This is a genomic window from Parahoeflea halophila (genome assembly GCF_900220985.1).
Lineage (GTDB): Bacteria > Pseudomonadota > Alphaproteobacteria > Rhizobiales > Rhizobiaceae > Hoeflea > Hoeflea halophila.
Window position 1 is genome coordinate 17,256 of the sequence record NZ_OCPC01000006.1, and the last position, 21,538, is coordinate 38,793.

Annotated in this window: 17 protein-coding genes and 1 tRNA gene; 17 read left to right on the forward strand and 1 reads right to left on the reverse strand. The window is 59.8% G+C overall.

The window, feature by feature from the left end:
- Position 1 precedes the first annotated feature (1 nt).
- The 11 genes from tuf (CRO46_RS17365) to rpoC all read left to right on the forward strand — a co-directional run bounded on the left by tuf (CRO46_RS17365) (position 2) and on the right by rpoC (position 15,399).
- Positions 2-1,177 (forward strand): elongation factor Tu, encoded by a 1,176-nt coding sequence (tuf, locus tag CRO46_RS17365; RefSeq protein ID WP_097109075.1) that lies wholly within the window; start codon positions 2-4, stop codon positions 1,175-1,177.
- A gap of 827 nt (positions 1,178-2,004) precedes the next feature.
- Positions 2,005-2,655 (forward strand): CatB-related O-acetyltransferase, encoded by a 651-nt coding sequence (locus CRO46_RS17375; protein ID WP_097109076.1) that lies wholly within the window; start codon positions 2,005-2,007, stop codon positions 2,653-2,655.
- A gap of 246 nt (positions 2,656-2,901) precedes the next feature.
- Positions 2,902-2,977: transfer RNA gene (locus CRO46_RS17380), tRNA-Trp, on the forward strand.
- Between the two features lie 220 nt (positions 2,978-3,197).
- Positions 3,198-3,398: a preprotein translocase subunit SecE gene (gene secE, locus CRO46_RS17385; RefSeq protein WP_097109077.1), complete on the forward strand. Its 201-nt coding sequence runs from the start codon at positions 3,198-3,200 to the stop codon at positions 3,396-3,398.
- 13 nt (positions 3,399-3,411) lie between these two features.
- Entirely contained in the window at positions 3,412-3,942 is a 531-nt protein-coding gene (nusG, locus tag CRO46_RS17390) for a transcription termination/antitermination protein NusG (protein ID WP_097109078.1), read from the forward strand.
- 197 nt (positions 3,943-4,139) lie between these two features.
- Entirely contained in the window at positions 4,140-4,568 is a 429-nt protein-coding gene (rplK, locus tag CRO46_RS17395; protein ID WP_097109079.1) for a 50S ribosomal protein L11, read from the forward strand.
- A gap of 4 nt (positions 4,569-4,572) precedes the next feature.
- Positions 4,573-5,271 carry a 50S ribosomal protein L1 gene (gene rplA / locus CRO46_RS17400; RefSeq protein ID WP_097109080.1) on the forward strand — a complete coding sequence of 233 codons (699 nt, stop codon included), beginning with the start codon at positions 4,573-4,575 and terminating at the stop codon, positions 5,269-5,271.
- A gap of 348 nt (positions 5,272-5,619) precedes the next feature.
- Positions 5,620-6,138: a 50S ribosomal protein L10 gene (gene rplJ, locus CRO46_RS17405; protein ID WP_097109081.1), complete on the forward strand. Its 519-nt coding sequence runs from the start codon at positions 5,620-5,622 to the stop codon at positions 6,136-6,138.
- Between the two features lie 63 nt (positions 6,139-6,201).
- Complete coding sequence (gene rplL, locus CRO46_RS17410; RefSeq protein ID WP_097109082.1) at positions 6,202-6,582, forward strand: 50S ribosomal protein L7/L12; 381 nt, start codon at positions 6,202-6,204, stop codon at positions 6,580-6,582.
- A gap of 259 nt (positions 6,583-6,841) precedes the next feature.
- Entirely contained in the window at positions 6,842-11,017 is a 4,176-nt protein-coding gene (gene rpoB, locus CRO46_RS17415) for a DNA-directed RNA polymerase subunit beta (RefSeq protein ID WP_097109083.1), read from the forward strand.
- A gap of 173 nt (positions 11,018-11,190) precedes the next feature.
- Positions 11,191-15,399 (forward strand): DNA-directed RNA polymerase subunit beta', encoded by a 4,209-nt coding sequence (gene rpoC / locus CRO46_RS17420; RefSeq protein ID WP_097109084.1) that lies wholly within the window; start codon positions 11,191-11,193, stop codon positions 15,397-15,399.
- 99 nt (positions 15,400-15,498) lie between these two features.
- On the opposite strand, the gene CRO46_RS17425 is transcribed toward rpoC, so the two are convergent.
- Positions 15,499-15,726: a transcriptional regulator gene (locus CRO46_RS17425; protein ID WP_097109382.1), complete on the reverse strand. Its 228-nt coding sequence runs from the start codon at positions 15,724-15,726 to the stop codon at positions 15,499-15,501.
- A gap of 360 nt (positions 15,727-16,086) precedes the next feature.
- On the opposite strand from CRO46_RS17425, the gene CRO46_RS17430 reads away from it, so the two are divergent.
- The 6 genes from CRO46_RS17430 (at position 16,087) to rpsJ (ending at position 21,516) form a co-directional block, all read left to right on the forward strand.
- Positions 16,087-16,341 carry a GlsB/YeaQ/YmgE family stress response membrane protein gene (locus tag CRO46_RS17430; protein WP_097109085.1) on the forward strand — a complete coding sequence of 85 codons (255 nt, stop codon included), beginning with the start codon at positions 16,087-16,089 and terminating at the stop codon, positions 16,339-16,341.
- A 489-nt stretch (positions 16,342-16,830) separates the two neighbouring features.
- Positions 16,831-17,202, forward strand: a complete 372-nt coding sequence (gene rpsL / locus CRO46_RS17435; RefSeq protein WP_007197105.1) for a 30S ribosomal protein S12 — start codon at positions 16,831-16,833, stop codon at positions 17,200-17,202.
- A gap of 66 nt (positions 17,203-17,268) precedes the next feature.
- Entirely contained in the window at positions 17,269-17,739 is a 471-nt protein-coding gene (gene rpsG, locus CRO46_RS17440; RefSeq protein ID WP_097109086.1) for a 30S ribosomal protein S7, read from the forward strand.
- A 30-nt stretch (positions 17,740-17,769) separates the two neighbouring features.
- Positions 17,770-19,860 (forward strand): elongation factor G, encoded by a 2,091-nt coding sequence (gene fusA, locus CRO46_RS17445; RefSeq protein WP_097109087.1) that lies wholly within the window; start codon positions 17,770-17,772, stop codon positions 19,858-19,860.
- Between the two features lie 100 nt (positions 19,861-19,960).
- Positions 19,961-21,136, forward strand: a complete 1,176-nt coding sequence (gene tuf, locus CRO46_RS17450; protein WP_097109075.1) for an elongation factor Tu — start codon at positions 19,961-19,963, stop codon at positions 21,134-21,136.
- Positions 21,137-21,207: 71 nt separating this feature from the next.
- A complete protein-coding gene (rpsJ, locus tag CRO46_RS17455) occupies positions 21,208-21,516 on the forward strand; it encodes a 30S ribosomal protein S10 (protein WP_003547547.1) in 309 nt (102 codons plus the stop codon).
- Positions 21,517-21,538: the final 22 nt, after the last annotated feature.

Sequence of the window (21,538 nt, forward strand, 5' to 3'; positions counted from 1 at the left end):
GATGGCAAAGGGTAAGTTCGAGCGCACAAAGCCGCACGTTAACATCGGCACGATTGGTCACGTTGACCACGGCAAGACCTCGTTGACGGCTGCGATCACCAAGTTTTTCGGTGACTTCAAGGCCTACGACCAGATTGACGCTGCGCCTGAGGAAAAGGCTCGCGGCATCACCATCTCGACCGCACACGTCGAGTATGAGACCGAAACCCGCCACTACGCCCACGTCGACTGCCCCGGCCACGCCGACTACGTCAAGAACATGATCACCGGTGCCGCGCAGATGGACGGCGCGATCCTGGTCGTGTCGGCTGCCGACGGCCCGATGCCGCAGACCCGCGAGCACATCCTTCTGGCCCGCCAGGTTGGCGTTCCGTCGCTGGTGGTGTTCCTCAACAAGGTCGACCAGGTCGACGACGAGGAGCTGCTCGAGCTCGTCGAGATGGAAGTCCGCGAACTGCTGTCGTCCTATGACTTCCCGGGCGACGACATTCCGATCACCAAGGGTTCGGCTCTGGTGGCGCTCTCCGAGGGCGACAAGGCTCAGGGCGAAGACGCGATCCGCGCGCTGATGAAGACCGTCGACGAGTACATCCCGACCCCTGAGCGTCCGATCGACCAGCCGTTCCTGATGCCGATCGAAGACGTGTTCTCGATCTCGGGCCGCGGCACCGTCGTGACCGGCCGTGTCGAGCGTGGCGTTGTCAAGGTTGGCGAGGAAATCGAGATCGTCGGTATCCGCGACACCCAGAAGACCACCTGCACCGGCGTTGAAATGTTCCGCAAGCTGCTCGATCAGGGCCAGGCCGGCGACAACATCGGCGCGCTGCTTCGCGGCGTTGGCCGTGAGGACGTCGAGCGTGGTCAGGTTCTGTGCAAGCCCGGTTCGGTCAAGCCGCACACCAAGTTCACCGCAGAAGCCTACATCCTGACCAAGGAAGAGGGTGGCCGTCACACGCCGTTCTTCACCAACTACCGTCCGCAGTTCTATTTCCGCACCACCGACGTGACGGGCATTGTGACGCTGCCGGAAGGCACGGAAATGGTGATGCCCGGCGACAACATCTCGGCTGAAGTATCGCTGATCGTGCCGATCGCGATGGAAGAAAAGCTGCGCTTCGCCATCCGCGAAGGCGGCCGCACCGTCGGCGCCGGCATCGTCGCTTCGATCATCGAGTAATCGATGATCGCCTGGGCGATGGCGCAAGCCTGCCGACGGCAGAAAATGTGATGCAAAACGCGCCGCGAGGCGCGTTTTGTATTTGCGGCGCCGGCATCGTCGCTTCGATCATCGAGTAATCGATGATCGCCTGGGCGATGGCGCAAGCCTGCCGGCGGCAGTAAATGTGATGCAAAACGCGCCGCGAGGCGCGTTTTGTGTTTCCCGGCGTTGGGACAGCGCGGCTGGAATGGGATTGACCGGGGCAGGGCAGTGCGATGACATTGCGCCGTCATTTCAGCTTCGGGGGCGCGGTTGATTCTGGACTGCGGCAAATTTCTTATTCTGATAGCGATGACGACGGGACTGCTGGCGGCCGCGGGGCCGTCATCTGCACGCTGTCCCGACCGTCCACCCTGCAAGGGCTGCGGCTGCAAGGGAGGACCGGGATACCGCATCATTGCGACCGGCAAATGTGCCGGATTCAAGCAACTGAAAACAAAATGCGGAGAACCGCCTACGCTCAGATGTACCTTCGAGAATGCTCCGGGAACTGGGTTGAACAGGCACTGCGCGCTTGCCAAGCCCGATTAATGTCTATCGCGATTGGATTGATCGTTTGAACAAAAGCGAGAGGGTCCCGTTTCAATCTGCCATCTCGGCCTCCGCGTTTCGCACAGGCCGCGGCGCTGCAGCGGGAAGCTTGAAAAGCCGGCCGCCGCGACCTATAGCAAACACCAGCGCCGCTCCCTGCTGGGCTCCCTGAAGGTCATATGGAGGCGACGGTGAACAAGAAGCTCTTCTGAAAATCCCAAATCGCAAGAATTTCAGATCGAAAGAGCACACTCATGTCCCTTCCCTTTCTCGACGCAAGCCTGCGGCATCCCATCATTCTGCCCGATGGCAACCCGCACACGGGCACTGTCCATCTTAACCAGGTGATCGACCACCCCAACATCACAATCGGCGATTACAGCTATTACTCGGGTTTCGAAACGCCCCCAGATTATGCGGCGGCGCTGGCGCCTTATCTTTACCCCGGCGCCCCTGAACGCCTGAGCATCGGCAGGTTCTGTCAGATCGCCCACGGCGTGCGCATCATCACCAGTTCCGCCAATCATGCCATGGACGGTTTTTCGACCTACCCGTTCGCCGTCTTCAACCCGGAGCTGATCGGCAGCTATGGGTCCGCACTCGACAACCGCAAGGACACTGTCATCGGCAACGATGTCTGGCTCGGTTTCGAATCGGTGGTGATGCCGGGCGTTCGGATCGGAAACGGTGCCATCATCGCCGCGCGCAGTGTGGTCACGCATGACGTGCCGGACTACGCCATTGTCGGCGGCAATCCGGGCCGCGTGATCCGCCATCGTTTTGATGTGGCTCTCGTCGGGCGGTTGCTGGCGTTGAGCTGGTGGGACTGGGACATCGACCGCATCGAACGGCATGTCGACGCCATCACCGGCGCTGATATCGAGGTGCTTGAAAGCGCGGCCTGAGGACTAAGTCCAGCGGGGCCGGGTGGGCGGACCCTGGCGGGCAAGCACCGTCAAGGCGGCGCGGATTTGAGCGGCCGACGGGCAGGGGTGATGTGCGGGCGCCGGTGTGGTTGGGCTGCGAAAAAGCACGCTTGCGGTACCCCTTTTGCACAGCGCTGTGGAGAAAAATATCATGCAGCCGCGATTGCCGTCACTTCGCCCTTGCATTGACCGTGTATTTGACGCTATCAGGTCCGCCACCGGACTAGGGGTATAGCTCAGTTGGTAGAGCGACGGTCTCCAAAACCGTAGGTCGCAGGTTCGAGTCCTGCTGCCCCTGCCAGTCCGGAGTTTCCCATTTTGGCGCCTGCGGACTTTGACGGAGAATCTAGTAGGATCCCGGATTCGGCTAGCAAACTTCGGGCCAGTCTCGCCGCCATCCTTGAAAAAAGCCCGATGCCCTCTTGTGATTTGAAGAATCGGGCTTTATGTAGACGTTAACAGACACGCGGTGCGTGGAGCTGGGAGACCGGCTTTACGCGCCGTATAAGCGTGGACAGACAATGGCATCCAAGACAAATCCGTTTACATTCCTCCAGCAGGTTCGGTCCGAAACTGCAAAAGTGAAATGGCCTTCACGCCGTGAAACCTCGATCTCGACGATCATGGTTCTCGTCATGGTGCTGCTTGCGTCCATTTTCTTTTTTACGGCCGACCAGGCTTTGGGTTGGGTGATTGGGCTCATCCTGAACGTTGGCGCTTGAGGCAGGGGAAAACATGACTGCACGCTGGTATATCGTCCACGCCTATTCGAATTTCGAGAAGAAGGTCGCGGAATCGATCGAGGAGCAGGCTCGTCAGAAGGGCTTGAGCCATCTGTTCGAAAAGATTCTGGTGCCGGTCGAGAAGGTCGTCGAGCTGCGCCGTGGCCGCAAGGTGGATGCGGAACGCAAGTTCTTCCCCGGCTATGTCATGGTCCGCGCCGATCTGACCGATGAAGCCTTTCACCTGATCAAGAACACGCCGAAGGTGACGGGTTTCCTGGGCAGCGATTCCAAGCCTGTTCCAATTCCGGACTCTGAGGCCGAGCGCATCCTGACCCAGGTACAGGAAGGTGTCGAGCGGCCAAAGCCTTCCATCGCTTTCGAAATCGGCGAACAGGTTCGCGTGTCGGACGGTCCTTTCGCGTCGTTTAACGGCGTCGTGCAGGAAGTCGACGAAGAGCGCTCGCGCCTGAAGGTCGAAGTGTCCATTTTCGGCCGGGCCACCCCGGTCGAGCTCGAATACGGTCAGGTCGAAAAGGTCTGATCACTTATTTCCCGGTCTGCGTTTCCACTCCGGAGGCGTGGGCGGGATTTTGCATTTCCGGCATCACCGAAAATGCATCCGCGTGGAAGGCGAGGAGGCTGAAGCCGGCCTCGTGAACCGAACCACGCAACCGCAGCCGCCGGTGTTCCGGCATGAGGGGATGCTTCAGGTGTCCCGTAACAAGAGGCAGAGAAACAATGGCTAAGAAAGTTGCAGGTCAACTCAAGCTGCAGGTTCCGGCCGGTTCGGCGACCCCGTCGCCCCCGATTGGTCCGGCGCTTGGTCAGCGCGGCATCAACATCATGGAATTCTGTAAGGGATTCAATGCCGCTACCCAGGAAATGGAAAAGGGCATGCCGATCCCGGTCGTCATCACCTACTACCAGGACAAGTCCTTCAATTTCACGATGAAGAAACCTCCTGTGAGCTACTTCCTCAAGAAGGAAGCCAAGCTCAAGTCCGGCTCCAAGACTCCGGGCAAGGAAGTTGCAGGCTCGATCACGCGTGACCAGGTCCGCACGATCGCCGAAGCAAAGATGAAGGATCTCAACGCCGCCGACATCGAAGGCGCGATGGCAATGGTCGAGGGCTCCGCCCGCTCCATGGGCCTGGAAGTGACGGGATAAGACCATGGCCAAGATTGCAAAGCGTATGCAGAAGATCAACGAAGGAGTTGATCGCGACAAGCTCTACCCGCTCGGCGAAGCCGTTTCGATGCTCAAGGAGCGCGCCGTTGCCAAGTTCGACGAGACCATTGAAGTCTCGATGAACCTGGGTGTCGACCCCCGTCACGCCGACCAGATGGTCCGCGGCGTGGTCAACCTGCCGAACGGCACCGGCCGTACCGTCCGCGTCGGCGTCTTCGCCCGTGGCGACAAGGCCGACGAAGCCCGTGCAGCAGGCGCCGATGTTGTTGGTGCCGAAGACCTCGTTGAGGCCGTTCAGGCAGGCAACATCGATTTCGACCGTTGTATCGCCACTCCGGACATGATGCCGCTCGTCGGTCGTCTCGGCAAGGTTCTCGGCCCGCGTGGCATGATGCCGAACCCGAAGGTCGGCACCGTGACCATGGACGTAGCCGGTGCGGTCAACGCCTCCAAGGGCGGCGCTGTCGAGTTCCGCGTCGAAAAGGCCGGTATCGTGCATGCCGGTATCGGCAAGGCCTCTTTCGGTCCTCAGCAGATCGAAGAAAACATCCGCGCCTTCGCTGATGCCGTGGTCAAGGCCAAGCCGGCCGGCGCCAAGGGCAACTATGTCAAGCGCGTGGCGATTTCCTCGACCATGGGGCCTGGCCTCAAGATCGATCCGTCGTCGCTCAGCGTCGCCTGATTTGAAAATATCAGGGAAACCGGATATTAGTCCGGTTTTCCTCAGTTTTCGGCCTTCGGGCCGGAAAGGTCCGGGAGATTTCCCGGGCTCCCTGTCCGAGATTGCAGGTGGTGCGCCCTCATCGGTTCACCTTAATTCACCGGCCTGCATGAGACGGGTTAGATCCGTTTTCGGGAGTGAATGCTCCAACGGTTCGAACCTCGCTTGCCTTGTGCCGCTACCGCTCGTCGGTTCCGGCGTAAGGGGACAGGATCCTCAAGCGTCGCTTGCGGGTTCCACAAGAATCCCTGGCGGCAAAGGCAAACCCGGCAGATGGTGCACGCATCATCTGTCAACTGGAGAAACGCAGTGGATAGAGCGGAAAAACGCGAATTCGTCACTGAACTGAACGGTGTTTTCACAAACGCCGGCTCGGTTGTCGTGGCCCACTACGCCGGTCTTACGGTTGCGCAAATGAACGACCTTCGGTCGCGCATGCGCACAGCCGGAGGCACCGTCAAGGTCGCGAAGAACCGCCTTGCCAAGATCGCTCTTCAGGGCACGGAGTCGGAAGGGGTCGCAGATCTCTTCACGGGTCAGACGCTCATCGCCTATTGCGATGATCCGGTGACCGCTCCGAAGATCACCGTCGAGTTTACCAAGGTCAGCGACAAGCTGGTCATTCTTGGTGGCGCGATGGGGGCGACAACACTCGACGCAGATGGGGTCAAGGCGCTTGCCACGATGCCGTCCATCGACGAGCTCCGCGCAAAGATTGTTGGCATGATTCAGACGCCAGCAACGCGCATCGCCCAGATCGTCAACGCACCGGCTGGTGCGGTGGCACGCGTCATCGGCGCACACGCCCGGAAGGACGAAGCCGCATAAGGCGGAACTTCGCTGTGAAAATAGTTCAAAACCGGTTCGAACCGAATACAAGGAAGTAAGAAAATGGCTGATCTCGCCAAAATCGTGGAAGACCTTTCCAACCTGACCGTCCTGGAAGCTGCTGAGCTGTCCAAGATGCTTGAAGAAAAGTGGGGCGTTTCCGCCGCCGCTCCCGTGGCCGTTGCTGCCGCCGGTGGCGCTGCTGGTGCTCCTGCTGAAGCCGCTGAAGAGCAGACTGAATTCGACGTGATCCTCGCCGAAGCCGGCGCCAACAAGATCAACGTCATCAAGGAAGTCCGCGGCATCACCGGTCTTGGCCTCAAGGAAGCCAAGGACCTGGTCGAAGCTGCTCCGAAGGCTGTCAAGGAAGGCATCTCCAAGGGCGAAGCTGACGACATCAAGAAGAAGCTTGAAGACGCTGGCGCCAAGGTCACCGTCAAGTAAGACGATACCCGCATCCGGGGGGCGGGGCGTCTCGCCCCCCGGATGTATTTGCTGACGAACAGATTACCCAAAAGCCTGGAAAACGGCTTTTGGGTAATGGGTTCTTCAAAAGGATGGTCTCGACCCAGACCGCTAGGCACTCCGGCCGCGCCGTCTGGGATCTGAGACGAGATTGATTGAATTCATTTATATGACGGAGTCGCTTGGCCAGCGGCGTTCGTCTGTTGCAGGCCCGGATGCAAATTGACAAGGAGCGACGATGGCTCAGACCCTTTCCTTCAACGGTCGCAGGCGCGTACGCAAAGTTTACGGAAAAATCCCGGAAGTGGCGGAAATGCCGAACCTCATCGAGGTTCAGAAGGCATCTTACGACCAGTTCCTTATGGTGGACGAGCCCGCTGGTGGTCGTCTGGACGAAGGACTGCAGTCGGTATTCAAGTCGGTGTTTCCGATTTCCGACTTCTCCGGCAGTGCAATGCTGGAATTCGTGTCCTATGAGTTCGAACCGCCGAAGTTCGACACCGAGGAATGCCGCCAGCGCGACCTGACCTACGCCGCGCCGCTGAAGGTGACGTTGCGCCTGATCGTATTTGATGTCGACGAGGATACCGGCGCAAAGTCGATCAAGGACATCAAGGAACAGAACGTCTACATGGGCGACATGCCGCTCATGACCGACAACGGTACCTTCATCGTCAACGGCACCGAGCGCGTGATCGTCTCGCAGATGCACCGTTCGCCGGGCGTGTTCTTCGATCACGACAAGGGCAAGAGCCATTCGTCGGGCAAGCTGCTGTTCGCAGCCCGTGTCATTCCCTATCGCGGCTCGTGGCTCGACATCGAATTCGACGCCAAGGACATCGTCCATGCCCGTATCGACCGTCGCCGCAAGATTCCGGCCACGTCGCTGCTCATGGCGCTTGGCATGGATGCCGAAGAAATCCTGTCGACCTTCTACACCCATTCGGTCTACAGCCGCGATGGCGATGGCTGGCGGATGCCGTTCCAGCCCGAAACCCTCAAGGGTCAGAAGACCATTACCGACATCATCGATGCCGACAGCGGCGAAGTTGTTGTCGAGGCCGGCAAGAAGCTCACACCGCGCCTGCTCAAGCAGCTGACCGAGAAGGGCCTCAAGGCGATCAAGGCAACCGACGAGGATCTCGTTGGTTCCTACCTGGCCGAGGATGTGGTCAATCCGGAAACCGGTGAGATCTATCTAGAGGCCGGCGACGAGCTCGAATTCTCTGTCGACGCAAAGACCGGTGAACGCAAGGGCAACCTGATCGATCTCATCGAGGCCGGTTACGACGAGATCAAGGTCCTCGACATCGACCACATCAATGTCGGCGCCTATATCCGCAACACGCTTGCCGCCGACAAGAACTCGTCGCGCCAGGAAGCGCTGTTCGACATCTACCGCGTCATGCGTCCCGGTGAGCCGCCGACCATCGAATCGGCTGAAGCCATGTTCGATTCGCTGTTCTTCGATGCGGAGCGCTACGATCTGTCGGCCGTTGGCCGCGTCAAGATGAACATGCGCCTTGATCTCGACGCCGAAGACACCGTGCGCGTGCTGCGCAAGGAAGACATCATCGCCGTGGTCGGAACTCTTGTTCAGCTGCGTGACGGCAAGGGCGAAATCGATGACATCGACAACCTCGGCAACCGCCGTGTGCGGTCGGTCGGTGAATTGATGGAAAATCAGTACCGTCTGGGACTGCTGCGCATGGAGCGTGCCATCAAGGAACGCATGTCGTCGATCGAGATCGACACCGTGATGCCGCAGGATCTGATCAACGCCAAGCCGGCTGCCGCCGCGGTGCGCGAATTCTTCGGCTCCTCGCAGCTGTCGCAGTTCATGGACCAGGTCAATCCGCTTTCCGAGATCACCCACAAACGCCGTCTCTCGGCGCTTGGACCGGGCGGTCTGACCCGTGAGCGTGCGGGCTTCGAAGTCCGCGACGTTCACCCGACCCACTATGGCCGTATCTGCCCGATTGAGACGCCGGAAGGCCCGAATATCGGTCTGATCAACTCGCTGGCAACCTTTGCACGGGTCAACAAGTACGGATTCATCGAAAGCCCGTACCGGAAGATCTCTAACGGCAAGGTCACCAAGGAAGTGATCTATCTTTCGGCGATGGAGGAAGCCAAGTACTACGTGGCCCAGGCCAATGCCGAGCTCAGCGAAGACGGTGAACTTGTCTCCGAATTCGTCGTCTGCCGCCACTCCGGCGATGTGATGATGACTCCGCGTGAAAACATCGACCTGATGGACGTTTCGCCGCGTCAGCTGGTCTCGGTGGCTGCAGCCCTGATTCCGTTCCTGGAGAACGACGACGCCAACCGCGCGTTGATGGGATCGAACATGCAGCGTCAGGCTGTTCCGCTGGTCCGCGCCGAAGCTCCGTTCGTGGGCACAGGCATGGAGCCGGTCGTGGCCCGTGACTCGGGTGCGGCCATCGCGGCGCGCCGTGGTGGTATTGTCGATCAGGTCGACGCCACCCGTATCGTGATTCGGGCCACCGAAGACCTCGAAGCCTCGCGTACGGGCGTCGATATCTACCGGTTGCAGAAATTCCAGCGTTCCAATCAGAACACCTGCATCAACCAGCGTCCGCTGGTCACCGTGGGCGACGTTCTCAACAAGGGCGACATCATTGCCGATGGTCCGTCCACGGATCTCGGTGATCTGGCGCTCGGCCGCAACGTGCTCGTCGCGTTCATGCCCTGGAACGGCTACAACTACGAGGATTCGATCCTTCTTTCCGAGCGCATCGTCTCCGATGACGTGTTCACCTCCATCCACATCGACGAGTTCGAAGTGATGGCGCGTGACACCAAGCTCGGACCGGAAGAGATCACGCGCGACATTCCGAACGTTTCGGAAGAAGCGCTTCGCAACCTCGATGAGGCCGGCATTGTCTATATCGGTGCCGAAGTGGCGCCGGGCGACATTCTCGTCGGCAAGATCACGCCGAAGGGCGAAAGCCCGATGACGCCGGAAGAGAAGCTTCTGCGCGCCATCTTCGGCGAGAAGGCCTCCGACGTCCGCGACACATCCATGCGGATGCCACCCGGGACCTACGGTACCATCGTCGAAGTTCGCGTTTTCAACCGCCACGGCGTTGAAAAGGATGAGCGCGCAATGGCCATCGAACGCGAGGAAATCGAGCGTTTGGCCAAGGACCGTGACGACGAGCAGGCCATTCTTGACCGCAACGTCTACGGCCGTCTGTCAGACATGCTGGCGGGCAAGGTGGCGATCGCCGGACCGAAGGGCTTCAAGAAGGGCTCGGAAGTCAGCGCCGAGAGCATGGGCGAATACCCACGCTCGCAGTGGTGGACATTTGCCGTCGAGGACGAGAAGCTGCAGGGCGAAATCGAAGCGCTGCGTGCCCAGTACGACGAATCCAAGAAGCTGCTTGAAAGCCGCTTCATGGACAAGGTCGAGAAGGTCCAGCGTGGCGACGAACTGCCGCCCGGCGTGATGAAGATGGTGAAGGTCTTTGTCGCTGTGAAGCGCAAGATCCAGCCCGGCGACAAGATGGCCGGCCGTCACGGCAACAAGGGTGTGGTGTCCCGCATCCTGCCTTGCGAAGACATGCCGTTCCTTGAAGACGGAACCCATGTCGACATCGTGCTCAACCCGCTAGGCGTGCCGTCGCGCATGAACGTCGGACAGATCCTCGAGACCCATCTGGGTTGGGCTTGCGCCGGTATGGGCAAGCAGATCGGCGAGATGCTCGATGCCTATAAGGAGAGCGGCGAGATCCAGCCGCTGCGTGACACCATCGACAGCGTCATCGGCACCGGCCCGAAGGGCGAGCCGACCAAGCAGTATGACGATGAGTCGATCGTTCGTCTGGCCGAGCAGACCCGCCGTGGCGTGTCGATCGCGACGCCGGTGTTTGATGGTGCGGTCGAGGCCGACATCAACAAGATGCTGGAACAGGCAGGTCTCAATGTTTCGGGTCAGTCGACGCTCTATGACGGGCGTACCGGCGAAACCTTCGACCGTCCGGTGACCGTGGGCTACATCTACATGCTCAAGCTCAACCACCTGGTCGACGACAAGATCCACGCCCGCTCGATCGGACCTTACTCGCTCGTGACCCAGCAGCCGCTGGGCGGCAAGGCGCAGTTCGGTGGACAGCGTTTCGGGGAAATGGAAGTCTGGGCTCTGGAAGCCTACGGCGCTGCCTACACCCTGCAGGAAATGCTGACGGTGAAATCCGACGACGTGGCAGGCCGTACCAAGGTCTACGAAGCCATTGTCCGTGGCGACGACACCTTCGAGGCCGGCATTCCGGAGAGCTTCAACGTTCTCGTCAAGGAAATGCGGTCGCTTGGTCTCAATGTCGAGCTTGAATCGAACAAGATCATCGACGGGACCATCGAGCCTGACGAACTGCCCGACGCGGCTGAATAAAGCCTGGAAGGCGCGAGGGGCAGGGCCCTTCGCGCCATCTACCTTTCCGCTTCGGCGGCAAGGAGATGACACCCGCCTTTGACGCGGTGAAATGAATTTCAGGCGATGGCCTGTGCCGGTGGACACCGGCGCCGTCGCAAGCCAAGGGCGAACAGCCCTAAAAGGAGACAGGCATGAACCATGAGGTCATGAATCTTTTCAACAACAATGTTCCGGCGCAGACGTTCGAATCCATCCGGATCTCGATCGCCAGCCCCGAGAAGATTCTTTCCTGGTCTTTCGGCGAAATCAAAAAGCCGGAGACAATCAACTATCGTACCTTCAAGCCGGAGCGCGACGGTCTGTTCTGCGCCCGCATCTTTGGTCCGATCAAGGACTACGAGTGCCTGTGCGGCAAGTACAAGCGCATGAAGTACAAGGGCGTCATCTGCGAGAAATGCGGCGTTGAAGTCACGCTCAGCCGCGTCCGCCGCGAGCGCATGGGCCACATCGAGCTGGCAGCTCCTGTTGCCCATATCTGGTTCCTGAAGTCGCTGCCTTCACGTATCGGCACGCTCATGGACATGACGCTCAAGGATATCGAGCGGGTCCTGTATTTCGAGAACTACATCGTCACCGAACCCGGCCTGACCTCGCTCAAGGAGAACCAGCTTCTCTCCGAGGAAGACTATATGGTCGCCGTTGACGAGTTCGGCGAAGACAGCTTTACCGCCATGATCGGCGCGGAAGCTATCTACGAGATGCTTGCCTCAATGGACCTCGACCGGATTGCCGGCGAACTGCGCACCGAATTGGCATCGACGACTTCGGAACTGAAGTCGAAGAAGCTGATGAAGCGCCTCAAGATCGTCGAAAGCTTCCTCGATTCCGGCAACCGCCCGGAATGGATGATCATGAAGGTTGTACCGGTGATCCCGCCGGACCTGCGTCCGCTGGTTCCGCTCGATGGCGGCCGTTTCGCCACCTCCGACCTGAACGATCTGTATCGCCGCGTCATCAACCGCAACAACCGTCTCAAGCGGCTGATCGAGCTGCGTGCGCCGGGCATCATCATCCGCAACGAAAAGCGGATGCTGCAGGAAGCTGTTGACGCCCTGTTCGACAATGGCCGCCGCGGCCGCACCATCACCGGTGCCAACAAGCGTCCGCTGAAGTCGCTGTCCGACATGCTTAAGGGCAAGCAGGGCCGGTTCCGTCAGAACCTGCTCGGCAAGCGCGTCGACTATTCCGGCCGTTCTGTCATCGTGACCGGTCCGGAACTCAAGCTGCACCAGTGCGGCCTACCCAAGAAGATGGCGCTCGAACTGTTCAAGCCGTTCATCTATGCCCGTCTCGACGCCAAGGGTTATTCCTCGACCGTCAAGCAGGCCAAGAAGCTGGTCGAGAAGGAAAAGCCGGAAGTCTGGGATATCCTCGACGAGGTGATTCGCGAGCACCCGGTTCTCCTCAACCGCGCGCCGACACTTCACCGTCTTGGCATCCAGGCGTTCGAACCGACCCTGGTCGAAGGCAAGGCTATTCAGCTGCACCCGCTCGTCTGTACGGCGTTCAACGCCGACTTCGACGGCGACCAGATGGCGGTTCACGTGCCTCTGTCGCTGGAAGCCCAGCTGGAAGCCCGCGTGCTGATGATGTCGACCAACAACATCCTTCACCCTGCAAACGGCGCTCCGATCATCGTGCCCTCGCAGGACATGGTGCTTGGTCTGTACTATCTCTCGATCGTGGCCGAGAACGAGCCGGGTCAGGGCATGGTGTTCTCCGATATGGGCGAACTGCACCATGCGCTTGAGAGCAAGGTCGTGACCCTGCACACCAAGATCAAGGGACGTTTCAAGAGCATCGATGCCGAGGGCAACCCGACATCGACCATCGTCGACACCACCCCCGGTCGCATGATCATTGGCGAACTGCTGCCGCGCAACGCCAACATCTCGTTCGATGTCTGCAACCAGGAGATGACCAAGAAGAACATTTCCCGGATGATCGACACCGTCTACCGTCACTGCGGTCAGAAGGACACGGTCATTTTCTGCGACCGTATCATGCAGCTCGGCTTCAGCCATGCCTGCCGCGCCGGCATCTCGTTCGGCAAGGACGACATGGTGATTCCGGATTCCAAGGCGAAGATCGTTGGCGACACCGATTCCCTCGTCAAGGAATACGAGCAGCAGTACAATGAGGGTCTCATTACCCAGGGCGAGAAGTACAACAAGGTTGTCGACGCCTGGGGCAAGGCGACCGAGAAGGTCGCCGACGAAATGATGGCCCGCATCAAGTCGGTCCAGTTCCATGAGAACGGCCGCCAGAAGCAGATGAACTCGATCTACATGATGAGCCACTCCGGTGCGCGTGGTTCCCCGAGTCAGATGCGTCAGCTGGGCGGCATGCGCGGCCTGATGGCCAAGCCGTCGGGTGAGATCATCGAGACTCCGATCATCTCGAACTTCAAGGAAGGCCTGACCGTGAACGAGTACTTCAACTCGACTCACGGCGCACGTAAGGGCCTCGCCGACACCGCGCTGAAGACCGCGAACTCCGGTTACCTGACCCGTCGTCTGGTGGACGTTGCACAGGATTGCATCGTTACCCATGTCGATTGCGGCACCACCGAAGGCCTGACCATGACGGCAATCGTTGATGCTGGTCAGGTGGTCGCGTCGATCGGTCAGCGGATCCTGGGTCGCACCACGCTTGACGACATCAATCACCCGGTAACAGGTGACCTGATCGTCAAGGCCGGTTCGACAGTCGAGGAAGCCCAGGTAGTGGAAATCGAGGCGGCCGGTATCCAGTCGGTTCGCATCCGTTCGCCACTGACCTGTGACATCCAGACGGGTATCTGTGCCACCTGCTACGGCCGAGATCTGGCTCGTGGTACGCCGGTCAATATTGGTGAAGCTGTCGGCGTTATCGCTGCGCAGTCGATCGGTGAACCGGGCACCCAGCTGACGATGCGTACCTTCCACCTTGGCGGCACGGCCACCGTGGTCGACCAGTCGTTCCTGGAAGCCTCCTATGAGGGCACGGTGCGGATCAAGAACCGCAACATGCTGCGCAACTCCGACGGCAACCTGATTGCCATGGGCCGCTCCATGGCGATCCAGATCCTGGATGAATCCGGCACCGAGCGTTCCTCGCAGCGCGTCGCCTACGGCTCCAAGATCTATGTCGATGACGGCGATGCGGTGAAGCGCGGCCAGCGTCTGGCCGAGTGGGATCCGTATACACGCCCGATGATGACCGAAGTCGAAGGCACCGTGGAATTCGAAGATGTCGTCGACGGCATCTCGGTTTCCGAAGCCACCGACGAGGCAACCGGCATCACCAAGCGTCAGGTCATCGACTGGCGTTCGACGCCGCGCGGTGCCGACCTCAAGCCGTCCATTGTCATCAAGGACAAGAACGGCGAGATCGCCAAGCTGGCACGTGGTGGCGAAGCCCGCTTCCAGTTGTCCGTGGACGCGATCCTGTCGGTCGAGCCCGGCGCCAAGGTCAGCCAGGGTGACGTGCTCGCCCGCGTGCCGCTCGAAAGCGCCAAGACCAAGGACATCACCGGTGGTCTGCCGCGGGTTGCGGAACTGTTCGAGGCACGTCGTCCGAAGGATCACGCCATCATCGCCGAGATCGATGGCACCATCCGCTTCGGCCGCGACTACAAGAACAAGCGCCGCATCCAGATCGAATCCGCCGACGATACGGTTGAATCCGTCGAGTATCTCATTCCGAAGGGGAAGCCTTTCCACCTTCAGGATGGCGACTACATCGAAAAGGGCGACTATATCCTCGACGGCAATCCCGCGCCGCACGACATCCTGGCGATCAAGGGCGTGGAGGCTCTGGCTTCCTACCTCGTCAACGAGATCCAGGAAGTCTACCGGTTGCAGGGCGTTCTGATCAACGACAAGCACATCGAAGTGATTGTCCGCCAGATGCTGCAGAAGGTCGAGATCACCGACTCCGGTGATTCCGTCTACATCGTCGGCGACAATGTGGATCAGATCGAACTGGACAACGTCAACGAACGCCTGATCGAGGAGGGCCGCAAGCCCGCCACCGGCAACCCGGTGTTGCTCGGCATCACCAAGGCGTCGTTGCAGACACCGTCCTTCATCTCGGCGGCGTCGTTCCAGGAAACCACCAAGGTGCTCACCGAAGCCGCTGTTGCCGGCAAGGTCGACACGTTGCAGGGTCTCAAGGAAAACGTCATCGTCGGACGTCTGGTGCCTGCGGGTACCGGCGGCACCATGACCCAGATCCGTCGCATCGCCACTTCGCGCGACGATCTGATCCTGGATGAGCGTCGCAAGACCTCGGGCGCGGAAACCGCCGCACCGATGCTGACCGACATGGCCAGCGAAGAGCCGACGCCTGCTGAATAGGCGGTTTCGTCCAAAACATGCAAAAGGCCGCCTTTCGGGGCGGCCTTTTTTGTTGCAGGCAGAGTGTTGCCAGATTCCGACCGCGCAAGCGGTGACGGCTCAGCTGCCGTCCGTGTCGACATTGATGATCGCCACCTCGCCCTCAAGGGCGCCCTGGTAGGCCGAGGCATGCGGCTCTTCGTCCGGCATGCCGCCCATCAGTCCGATCTGGTCGAGATCTGCTTCCGCAAAGCCCTTCGCTGACAACGCGTCCAGGCAGAGCCGCACCGCGCTATCCTCGTCCGGGGCGGCAAGCATGACATGGATTGCGGCCATGTCCCCACCCATTTCCTGGTTGACGCGGCCGGTGATGATGAAAACCGTCGTGTCGCTCTCGCCATGGCCGGCATTGTCATTGTCAGAAATCACAGGCTCGTCCTTTCGGTGTCTTGGTTTGAGCGACTACTCCCACGTCATCCTCGCAAAGGCAATGTTTGGCGGTGCCTCCATTGCGCCTGCTGGACCGTGACCCGGCAGGGATGCCAATGCTGGCGGCAAGCCAGAGCTTGCTGACGGACGTGAACCGTGGTTCTCTTTCGCCCGGCAGGCATCTCGCCTGTCATTGGCATCAGGCTGCAGTGTTCCGGCTCGGTCCCGCAAAGGTAACTACCGGCCGGAGTGCGGAGCGTGAAACTATTGGAGGACAGCATGGGCATCCAAGGATTGATTGTATTTCTGCTGATCGGCGCAATTGCGGGCTGGCTGGCTGGTCTGATCATGAAGGGCTTTGGCTTCGGCCTTATCGGCAACATCGTGGTCGGCATCATCGGCGCGTTCATTGCCGGGCTGTTGCTGCCCATGATCGGCATATCCATCGGCGGCGGCCTGATCGGTTCCATCATTCATGCGACCATCGGGGCGGTGATCCTGTTGTTCCTGATCGGTCTTGTAAAGAAACGCTAGCTTCGCCGCAGCCATTGATCGAACGACAGGCGACTCGGCACGACGGCCGCCTGAGTCGGCGGATTGTCAGTCACCGCCGGAGACGATTCCCAGTGGTTCGGGCTCAAAGGCCGGGGCAGGGCAACGAAACACTTGATTGGGGATGCTCTGCGCAATAATATGTCGCCATCTTCTCGGCGGCGCGCGGAGGATGCGGCCATTTGCGATTATTTCCAGCATGGTCTTGACGGCATGCGTGAAAATCCGTAGTTACCGGCCACCGAGACCGATGTGAGGCGCTTTTCTTCGGAACGACACGTTCTGGAACTTGCCTCAAACACGGTTTCTGACTGCACTGTGAACTGACAATGCTGCACGCAAGACACGGCCGATTGTGTCCTCTGCTTTTATGGGCCTTCCGGTAGAACCGGTCCGGCCCTTATTTTGCGCATCCGGTTCGCGGGCAACGTGCCCGAGAGGGCGAAACATGAATTCTAAAGGGATGGTTACATGCCAACTGTAAACCAGCTGATCCGCAAGCCGCGCCAGGCGCCGGTAAAGCGCAACAAGGTTCCCGCGCTGGAGCAGAATCCGCAGAAGCGCGGCGTTTGCACCCGTGTGTACACCACGACCCCGAAGAAGCCGAACTCGGCGCTTCGTAAGGTTGCAAAGATCCGTCTGACCAACGGCTATGAAGTGATCGGGTATATCCCGGGTGAGGGTCACAACCTTCAGGAACACTCCGTGGTCATGATCCGCGGCGGCCGCGTGAAGGACCTTCCGGGTGTGCGTTACCACGTCATCCGTGGCGTTCTCGATACCCAGGGTGTCAAGAACCGCAAGCAGCGCCGCTCGAAATACGGCGCCAAGCGTCCGAAGTAATTGTGTCGGTTGGCTGCATGAAGGTGCAGCTGGCCGTTTCGACCCATCAGTTGAAAGACGAAAAGCATGTCACGACGTCACAGTGCAGAAAAGCGTGAGATCAACCCGGATCCGAAGTTCGGTGACCTGGTTCTCTCCAAGTTCATGAACGCCATCATGATGCACGGCAAGAAATCAGTTGCCGAGCAGATCGTATATGGTGCGCTTGATCAGGTCGAGGCGCGGTCCAAGTCGGAGCCGGTTGCCCAGTTCCACACAGCGCTCGAAAATGTTGCCCCGCACGTGGAAGTTCGTTCCCGTCGTGTTGGTGGCGCGACCTATCAGGTCCCGGTCGATGTTCGTCCCGAGCGCCGTCAGGCTCTTGCTATTCGCTGGCTGATCGCCGCTGCGCGCAAGCGCAACGAAACCACCATGGTCGAGCGCCTCTCGGGCGAACTCATGGACGCAGCGAACAATCGCGGCAGTGCTGTCAAGAAGCGGGAAGACACCCACAAGATGGCCGACGCCAACCGCGCATTTTCGCATTACCGCTGGTAATCAGCGAACCGTTCTCGAAAGGCATTCACAATGGCCCGCGAATACGCAATCGAAGACTACCGCAACTTCGGCATCATGGCGCATATTGACGCCGGCAAGACCACGACCACAGAGCGTGTTCTTTACTACACCGGCAAGTCGCACAAGATCGGCGAAGTTCATGACGGCGCTGCCACCATGGACTGGATGGAGCAGGAGCAGGAGCGTGGCATCACCATCACCTCTGCTGCAACCACCACCTTCTGGAAGGGCCGCAACGGCAAGATGTGCCGCTTCAACATCATCGACACCCCAGGCCACGTCGACTTCACCATTGAAGTCGAGCGTTCGCTGCGCGTGCTCGACGGTGCGATCGCGCTTCTCGATGCCAATGCCGGCGTTGAGCCGCAGACCGAAACCGTCTGGCGCCAGGCCGACAAGTACAACGTCCCGCGGATGATCTTCTGCAACAAGATGGACAAGACCGGCGCAGACTTCTACCGCTCGGTCAAGATGATCAAGACCCGTCTTGGTGCAACGCCTGTTGTCATGCAGCTGCCGATCGGTGCCGAAACCGAATTCAAGGGTGTTGTCGACCTCATCGAGATGAACGCACTGGTCTGGCGCGATGAATCGCTCGGCGCTCAGTGGGACATCGTGGAAATCCCGGCCGATCTCAAGGAGAAGGCCGAAGAGTACCGCGAACTGCTCATCGAAACTGCCGTGGAAGCCGACGAAGCTGCCATGGAGCGCTATCTCGAAGGCCAGATGCCTGACAATGACGAGATTCGTGCGCTGGTTCGCAAGGGCACCATCGCTGTTCAGTTCTTCCCGATGTTCTGTGGATCGGCCTTCAAGAACAAGGGCGTTCAGCCGCTTCTCGACGCCGTTGTCGACTTCCTGCCGAGCCCGGCTGAAGTTCCTGCCATCGAAGGCATCGACGTCAAGACCGAAGAGGAAACCACGCGTTCGGCTTCCGACGAGGCCCCGCTGTCGATGCTGGCCTTCAAGGTCATGAACGACCCCTTCGTCGGTTCGCTGACCTTTGCCCGCATCTATTCCGGCAAGCTCGAAAAGGGCCAGTCGGTGATGAACACGGTCAAGGAAAAGCGCGAGCGCGTCGGCCGTATGCTGCAGATGCACTCGAACTCCCGTGAGGATATCGAGGAAGCATTCGCAGGCGACATCGTTGCTCTTGCAGGACTCAAGGAAACCACGACAGGCGACACGCTTTGCGATCCGCTCAAGCCGGTCATCCTCGAGCGCATGGAATTCCCCGAGCCGGTGATCCAGATCGCGATCGAACCGAAGACCAAGGGCGACCAGGAAAAGATGGGCCTCGCGCTCAACCGCCTGGCAGCCGAGGATCCTTCGTTCCGGGTCAAGACCGACGAAGAATCCGGTCAGACCATCATCGCCGGTATGGGTGAGTTGCACCTCGACATTCTCGTCGACCGCATGCGTCGCGAGTTCAAGGTCGAAGCGAATGTGGGTGCGCCGCAGGTTGCCTACCGTGAATCGATCACCAAGGCCTACGAAGCCGATTACACCCACAAGAAGCAGTCGGGTGGTTCGGGTCAGTTCGCCCGCGTCAAGATCCAGTTCGAGCCCAACGAAGAGAGCGAAGAGTTCATCTTCGAATCCAAGATCGTTGGTGGTTCGGTGCCGAAGGAATACATCCCTGGCGTCCAGAAGGGCATCAACAGCGTGATGAACTCCGGTCCGCTTGCTGGCTTCCCGATGCTCGGCATCAAGGCAACCCTCGTCGATGGTGCTTACCACGACGTGGACTCCAGCGTCCTCGCCTTCGAGATCGCCGGTCGTGCCTGCTTCCGTGAAAACTCGAAGTTCATGGGTCCGCAGCTGCTCGAGCCGATCATGGCCGTGGAAGTCATTACACCTGAAGATTACGTCGGTGACGTGATCGGTGACCTCAACTCCCGCCGTGGTCAGATCCAGGGCCAGGAAATGCGCGGCATCGCCGTTGTCATCTCCGCCCATGTGCCTCTGGCCAACATGTTCAAATATGTCGACACACTGCGCTCCATGTCCCAGGGCCGGGCTCAGTACTCGATGACATTTGATCACTACGCGGCGGTACCGTCGAATGTCTCCCAGGAGATTCAGGCGAAATACGCATAATTTGCCGGATCCCCGGTTCAGCGCCTGAGGGCGCGGACCGGCCCGGAGACAGAAACAGCAATTTGCCCGCTACGGGCTGAATGAGAATGGAGAGCCGAAGATGGCAAAGGGTAAGTTCGAGCGCACAAAGCCGCACGTTAACATCGGCACGATTGGTCACGTTGACCACGGCAAGACCTCGTTGACGGCTGCGATCACCAAGTTTTTCGGTGACTTCAAGGCCTACGACCAGATTGACGCTGCGCCTGAGGAAAAGGCTCGCGGCATCACCATCTCGACCGCACACGTCGAGTATGAGACCGAAACCCGCCACTACGCCCACGTCGACTGCCCCGGCCACGCCGACTACGTCAAGAACATGATCACCGGTGCCGCGCAGATGGACGGCGCGATCCTGGTCGTGTCGGCTGCCGACGGCCCGATGCCGCAGACCCGCGAGCACATCCTTCTGGCCCGCCAGGTTGGCGTTCCGTCGCTGGTGGTGTTCCTCAACAAGGTCGACCAGGTCGACGACGAGGAGCTGCTCGAGCTCGTCGAGATGGAAGTCCGCGAACTGCTGTCGTCCTATGACTTCCCGGGCGACGACATTCCGATCACCAAGGGTTCGGCTCTGGTGGCGCTCTCCGAGGGCGACAAGGCTCAGGGCGAAGACGCGATCCGCGCGCTGATGAAGACCGTCGACGAGTACATCCCGACCCCTGAGCGTCCGATCGACCAGCCGTTCCTGATGCCGATCGAAGACGTGTTCTCGATCTCGGGCCGCGGCACCGTCGTGACCGGCCGTGTCGAGCGTGGCGTTGTCAAGGTTGGCGAGGAAATCGAGATCGTCGGTATCCGCGACACCCAGAAGACCACCTGCACCGGCGTTGAAATGTTCCGCAAGCTGCTCGATCAGGGCCAGGCCGGCGACAACATCGGCGCGCTGCTTCGCGGCGTTGGCCGTGAGGACGTCGAGCGTGGTCAGGTTCTGTGCAAGCCCGGTTCGGTCAAGCCGCACACCAAGTTCACCGCAGAAGCCTACATCCTGACCAAGGAAGAGGGTGGCCGTCACACGCCGTTCTTCACCAACTACCGTCCGCAGTTCTATTTCCGCACCACCGACGTGACGGGCATTGTGACGCTGCCGGAAGGCACGGAAATGGTGATGCCCGGCGACAACATCTCGGCTGAAGTATCGCTGATCGTGCCGATCGCGATGGAAGAAAAGCTGCGCTTCGCCATCCGCGAAGGCGGCCGCACCGTCGGCGCCGGCATCGTCGCTTCGATCATCGAGTAACAAACTGGGTCAGGGCGCATGGTCCGAGGGTTTCGGACCATGCGGCTCTCACACAAGCAAGGACAAGTCGAATGAACGGCCAGAACATCCGCATCCGCCTCAAGGCGTTTGACCACCGGATCCTTGACGCCTCCACGCGTGAAATCGTGTCGACGGCAAAGCGGACCGGCGCAAGCGTACGGGGCCCGGTGCCGCTGCCGACACGGATCGAAAAATTCACTGTCAACAGATCGCCGCACATCGACAAGAAGAGCCGCGAGCAGTTCGAAATGCGCACCCATAAGCGCCTTCTCGACATCGTTGATCCGACACCCCAGACCGTAGATGCGCTTATGAAGCTGGATCTCGCCGCGGGCGTCGATGTGGAAATCAAGCTTTAAGGCCCTGGGCCTTGAAGACAGG

Bases quoted from the DNA above. Each gene is read 5' to 3' on its own strand.
- tuf (WP_097109075.1), top strand. From the start codon at position 2: ATGGCAAAGGGTAAGTTCGAGCGCACAAAGCCGCACGTTAACATCGGC.
- CRO46_RS17375 (WP_097109076.1), top strand. From the start codon at position 2,005: ATGTCCCTTCCCTTTCTCGACGCAAGCCTGCGGCATCCCATCATTCTG.
- secE (WP_097109077.1), top strand. From the start codon at position 3,198: ATGGCATCCAAGACAAATCCGTTTACATTCCTCCAGCAGGTTCGGTCC.
- nusG (WP_097109078.1), top strand. From the start codon at position 3,412: ATGACTGCACGCTGGTATATCGTCCACGCCTATTCGAATTTCGAGAAG.
- rplK (WP_097109079.1), top strand. From the start codon at position 4,140: ATGGCTAAGAAAGTTGCAGGTCAACTCAAGCTGCAGGTTCCGGCCGGT.
- rplA (WP_097109080.1), top strand. From the start codon at position 4,573: ATGGCCAAGATTGCAAAGCGTATGCAGAAGATCAACGAAGGAGTTGAT.
- rplL (WP_097109082.1), top strand. From the start codon at position 6,202: ATGGCTGATCTCGCCAAAATCGTGGAAGACCTTTCCAACCTGACCGTC.
- rpoB (WP_097109083.1), top strand. From the start codon at position 6,842: ATGGCTCAGACCCTTTCCTTCAACGGTCGCAGGCGCGTACGCAAAGTT.
- rpoC (WP_097109084.1), top strand. From the start codon at position 11,191: ATGAACCATGAGGTCATGAATCTTTTCAACAACAATGTTCCGGCGCAG.
- CRO46_RS17425 (WP_097109382.1), bottom strand. From the start codon at position 15,726: ATGGGTGGGGACATGGCCGCAATCCATGTCATGCTTGCCGCCCCGGAC.
- CRO46_RS17430 (WP_097109085.1), top strand. From the start codon at position 16,087: ATGGGCATCCAAGGATTGATTGTATTTCTGCTGATCGGCGCAATTGCG.
- rpsL (WP_007197105.1), top strand. From the start codon at position 16,831: ATGCCAACTGTAAACCAGCTGATCCGCAAGCCGCGCCAGGCGCCGGTA.
- rpsG (WP_097109086.1), top strand. From the start codon at position 17,269: ATGTCACGACGTCACAGTGCAGAAAAGCGTGAGATCAACCCGGATCCG.
- fusA (WP_097109087.1), top strand. From the start codon at position 17,770: ATGGCCCGCGAATACGCAATCGAAGACTACCGCAACTTCGGCATCATG.
- tuf (WP_097109075.1), top strand. From the start codon at position 19,961: ATGGCAAAGGGTAAGTTCGAGCGCACAAAGCCGCACGTTAACATCGGC.
- rpsJ (WP_003547547.1), top strand. From the start codon at position 21,208: ATGAACGGCCAGAACATCCGCATCCGCCTCAAGGCGTTTGACCACCGG.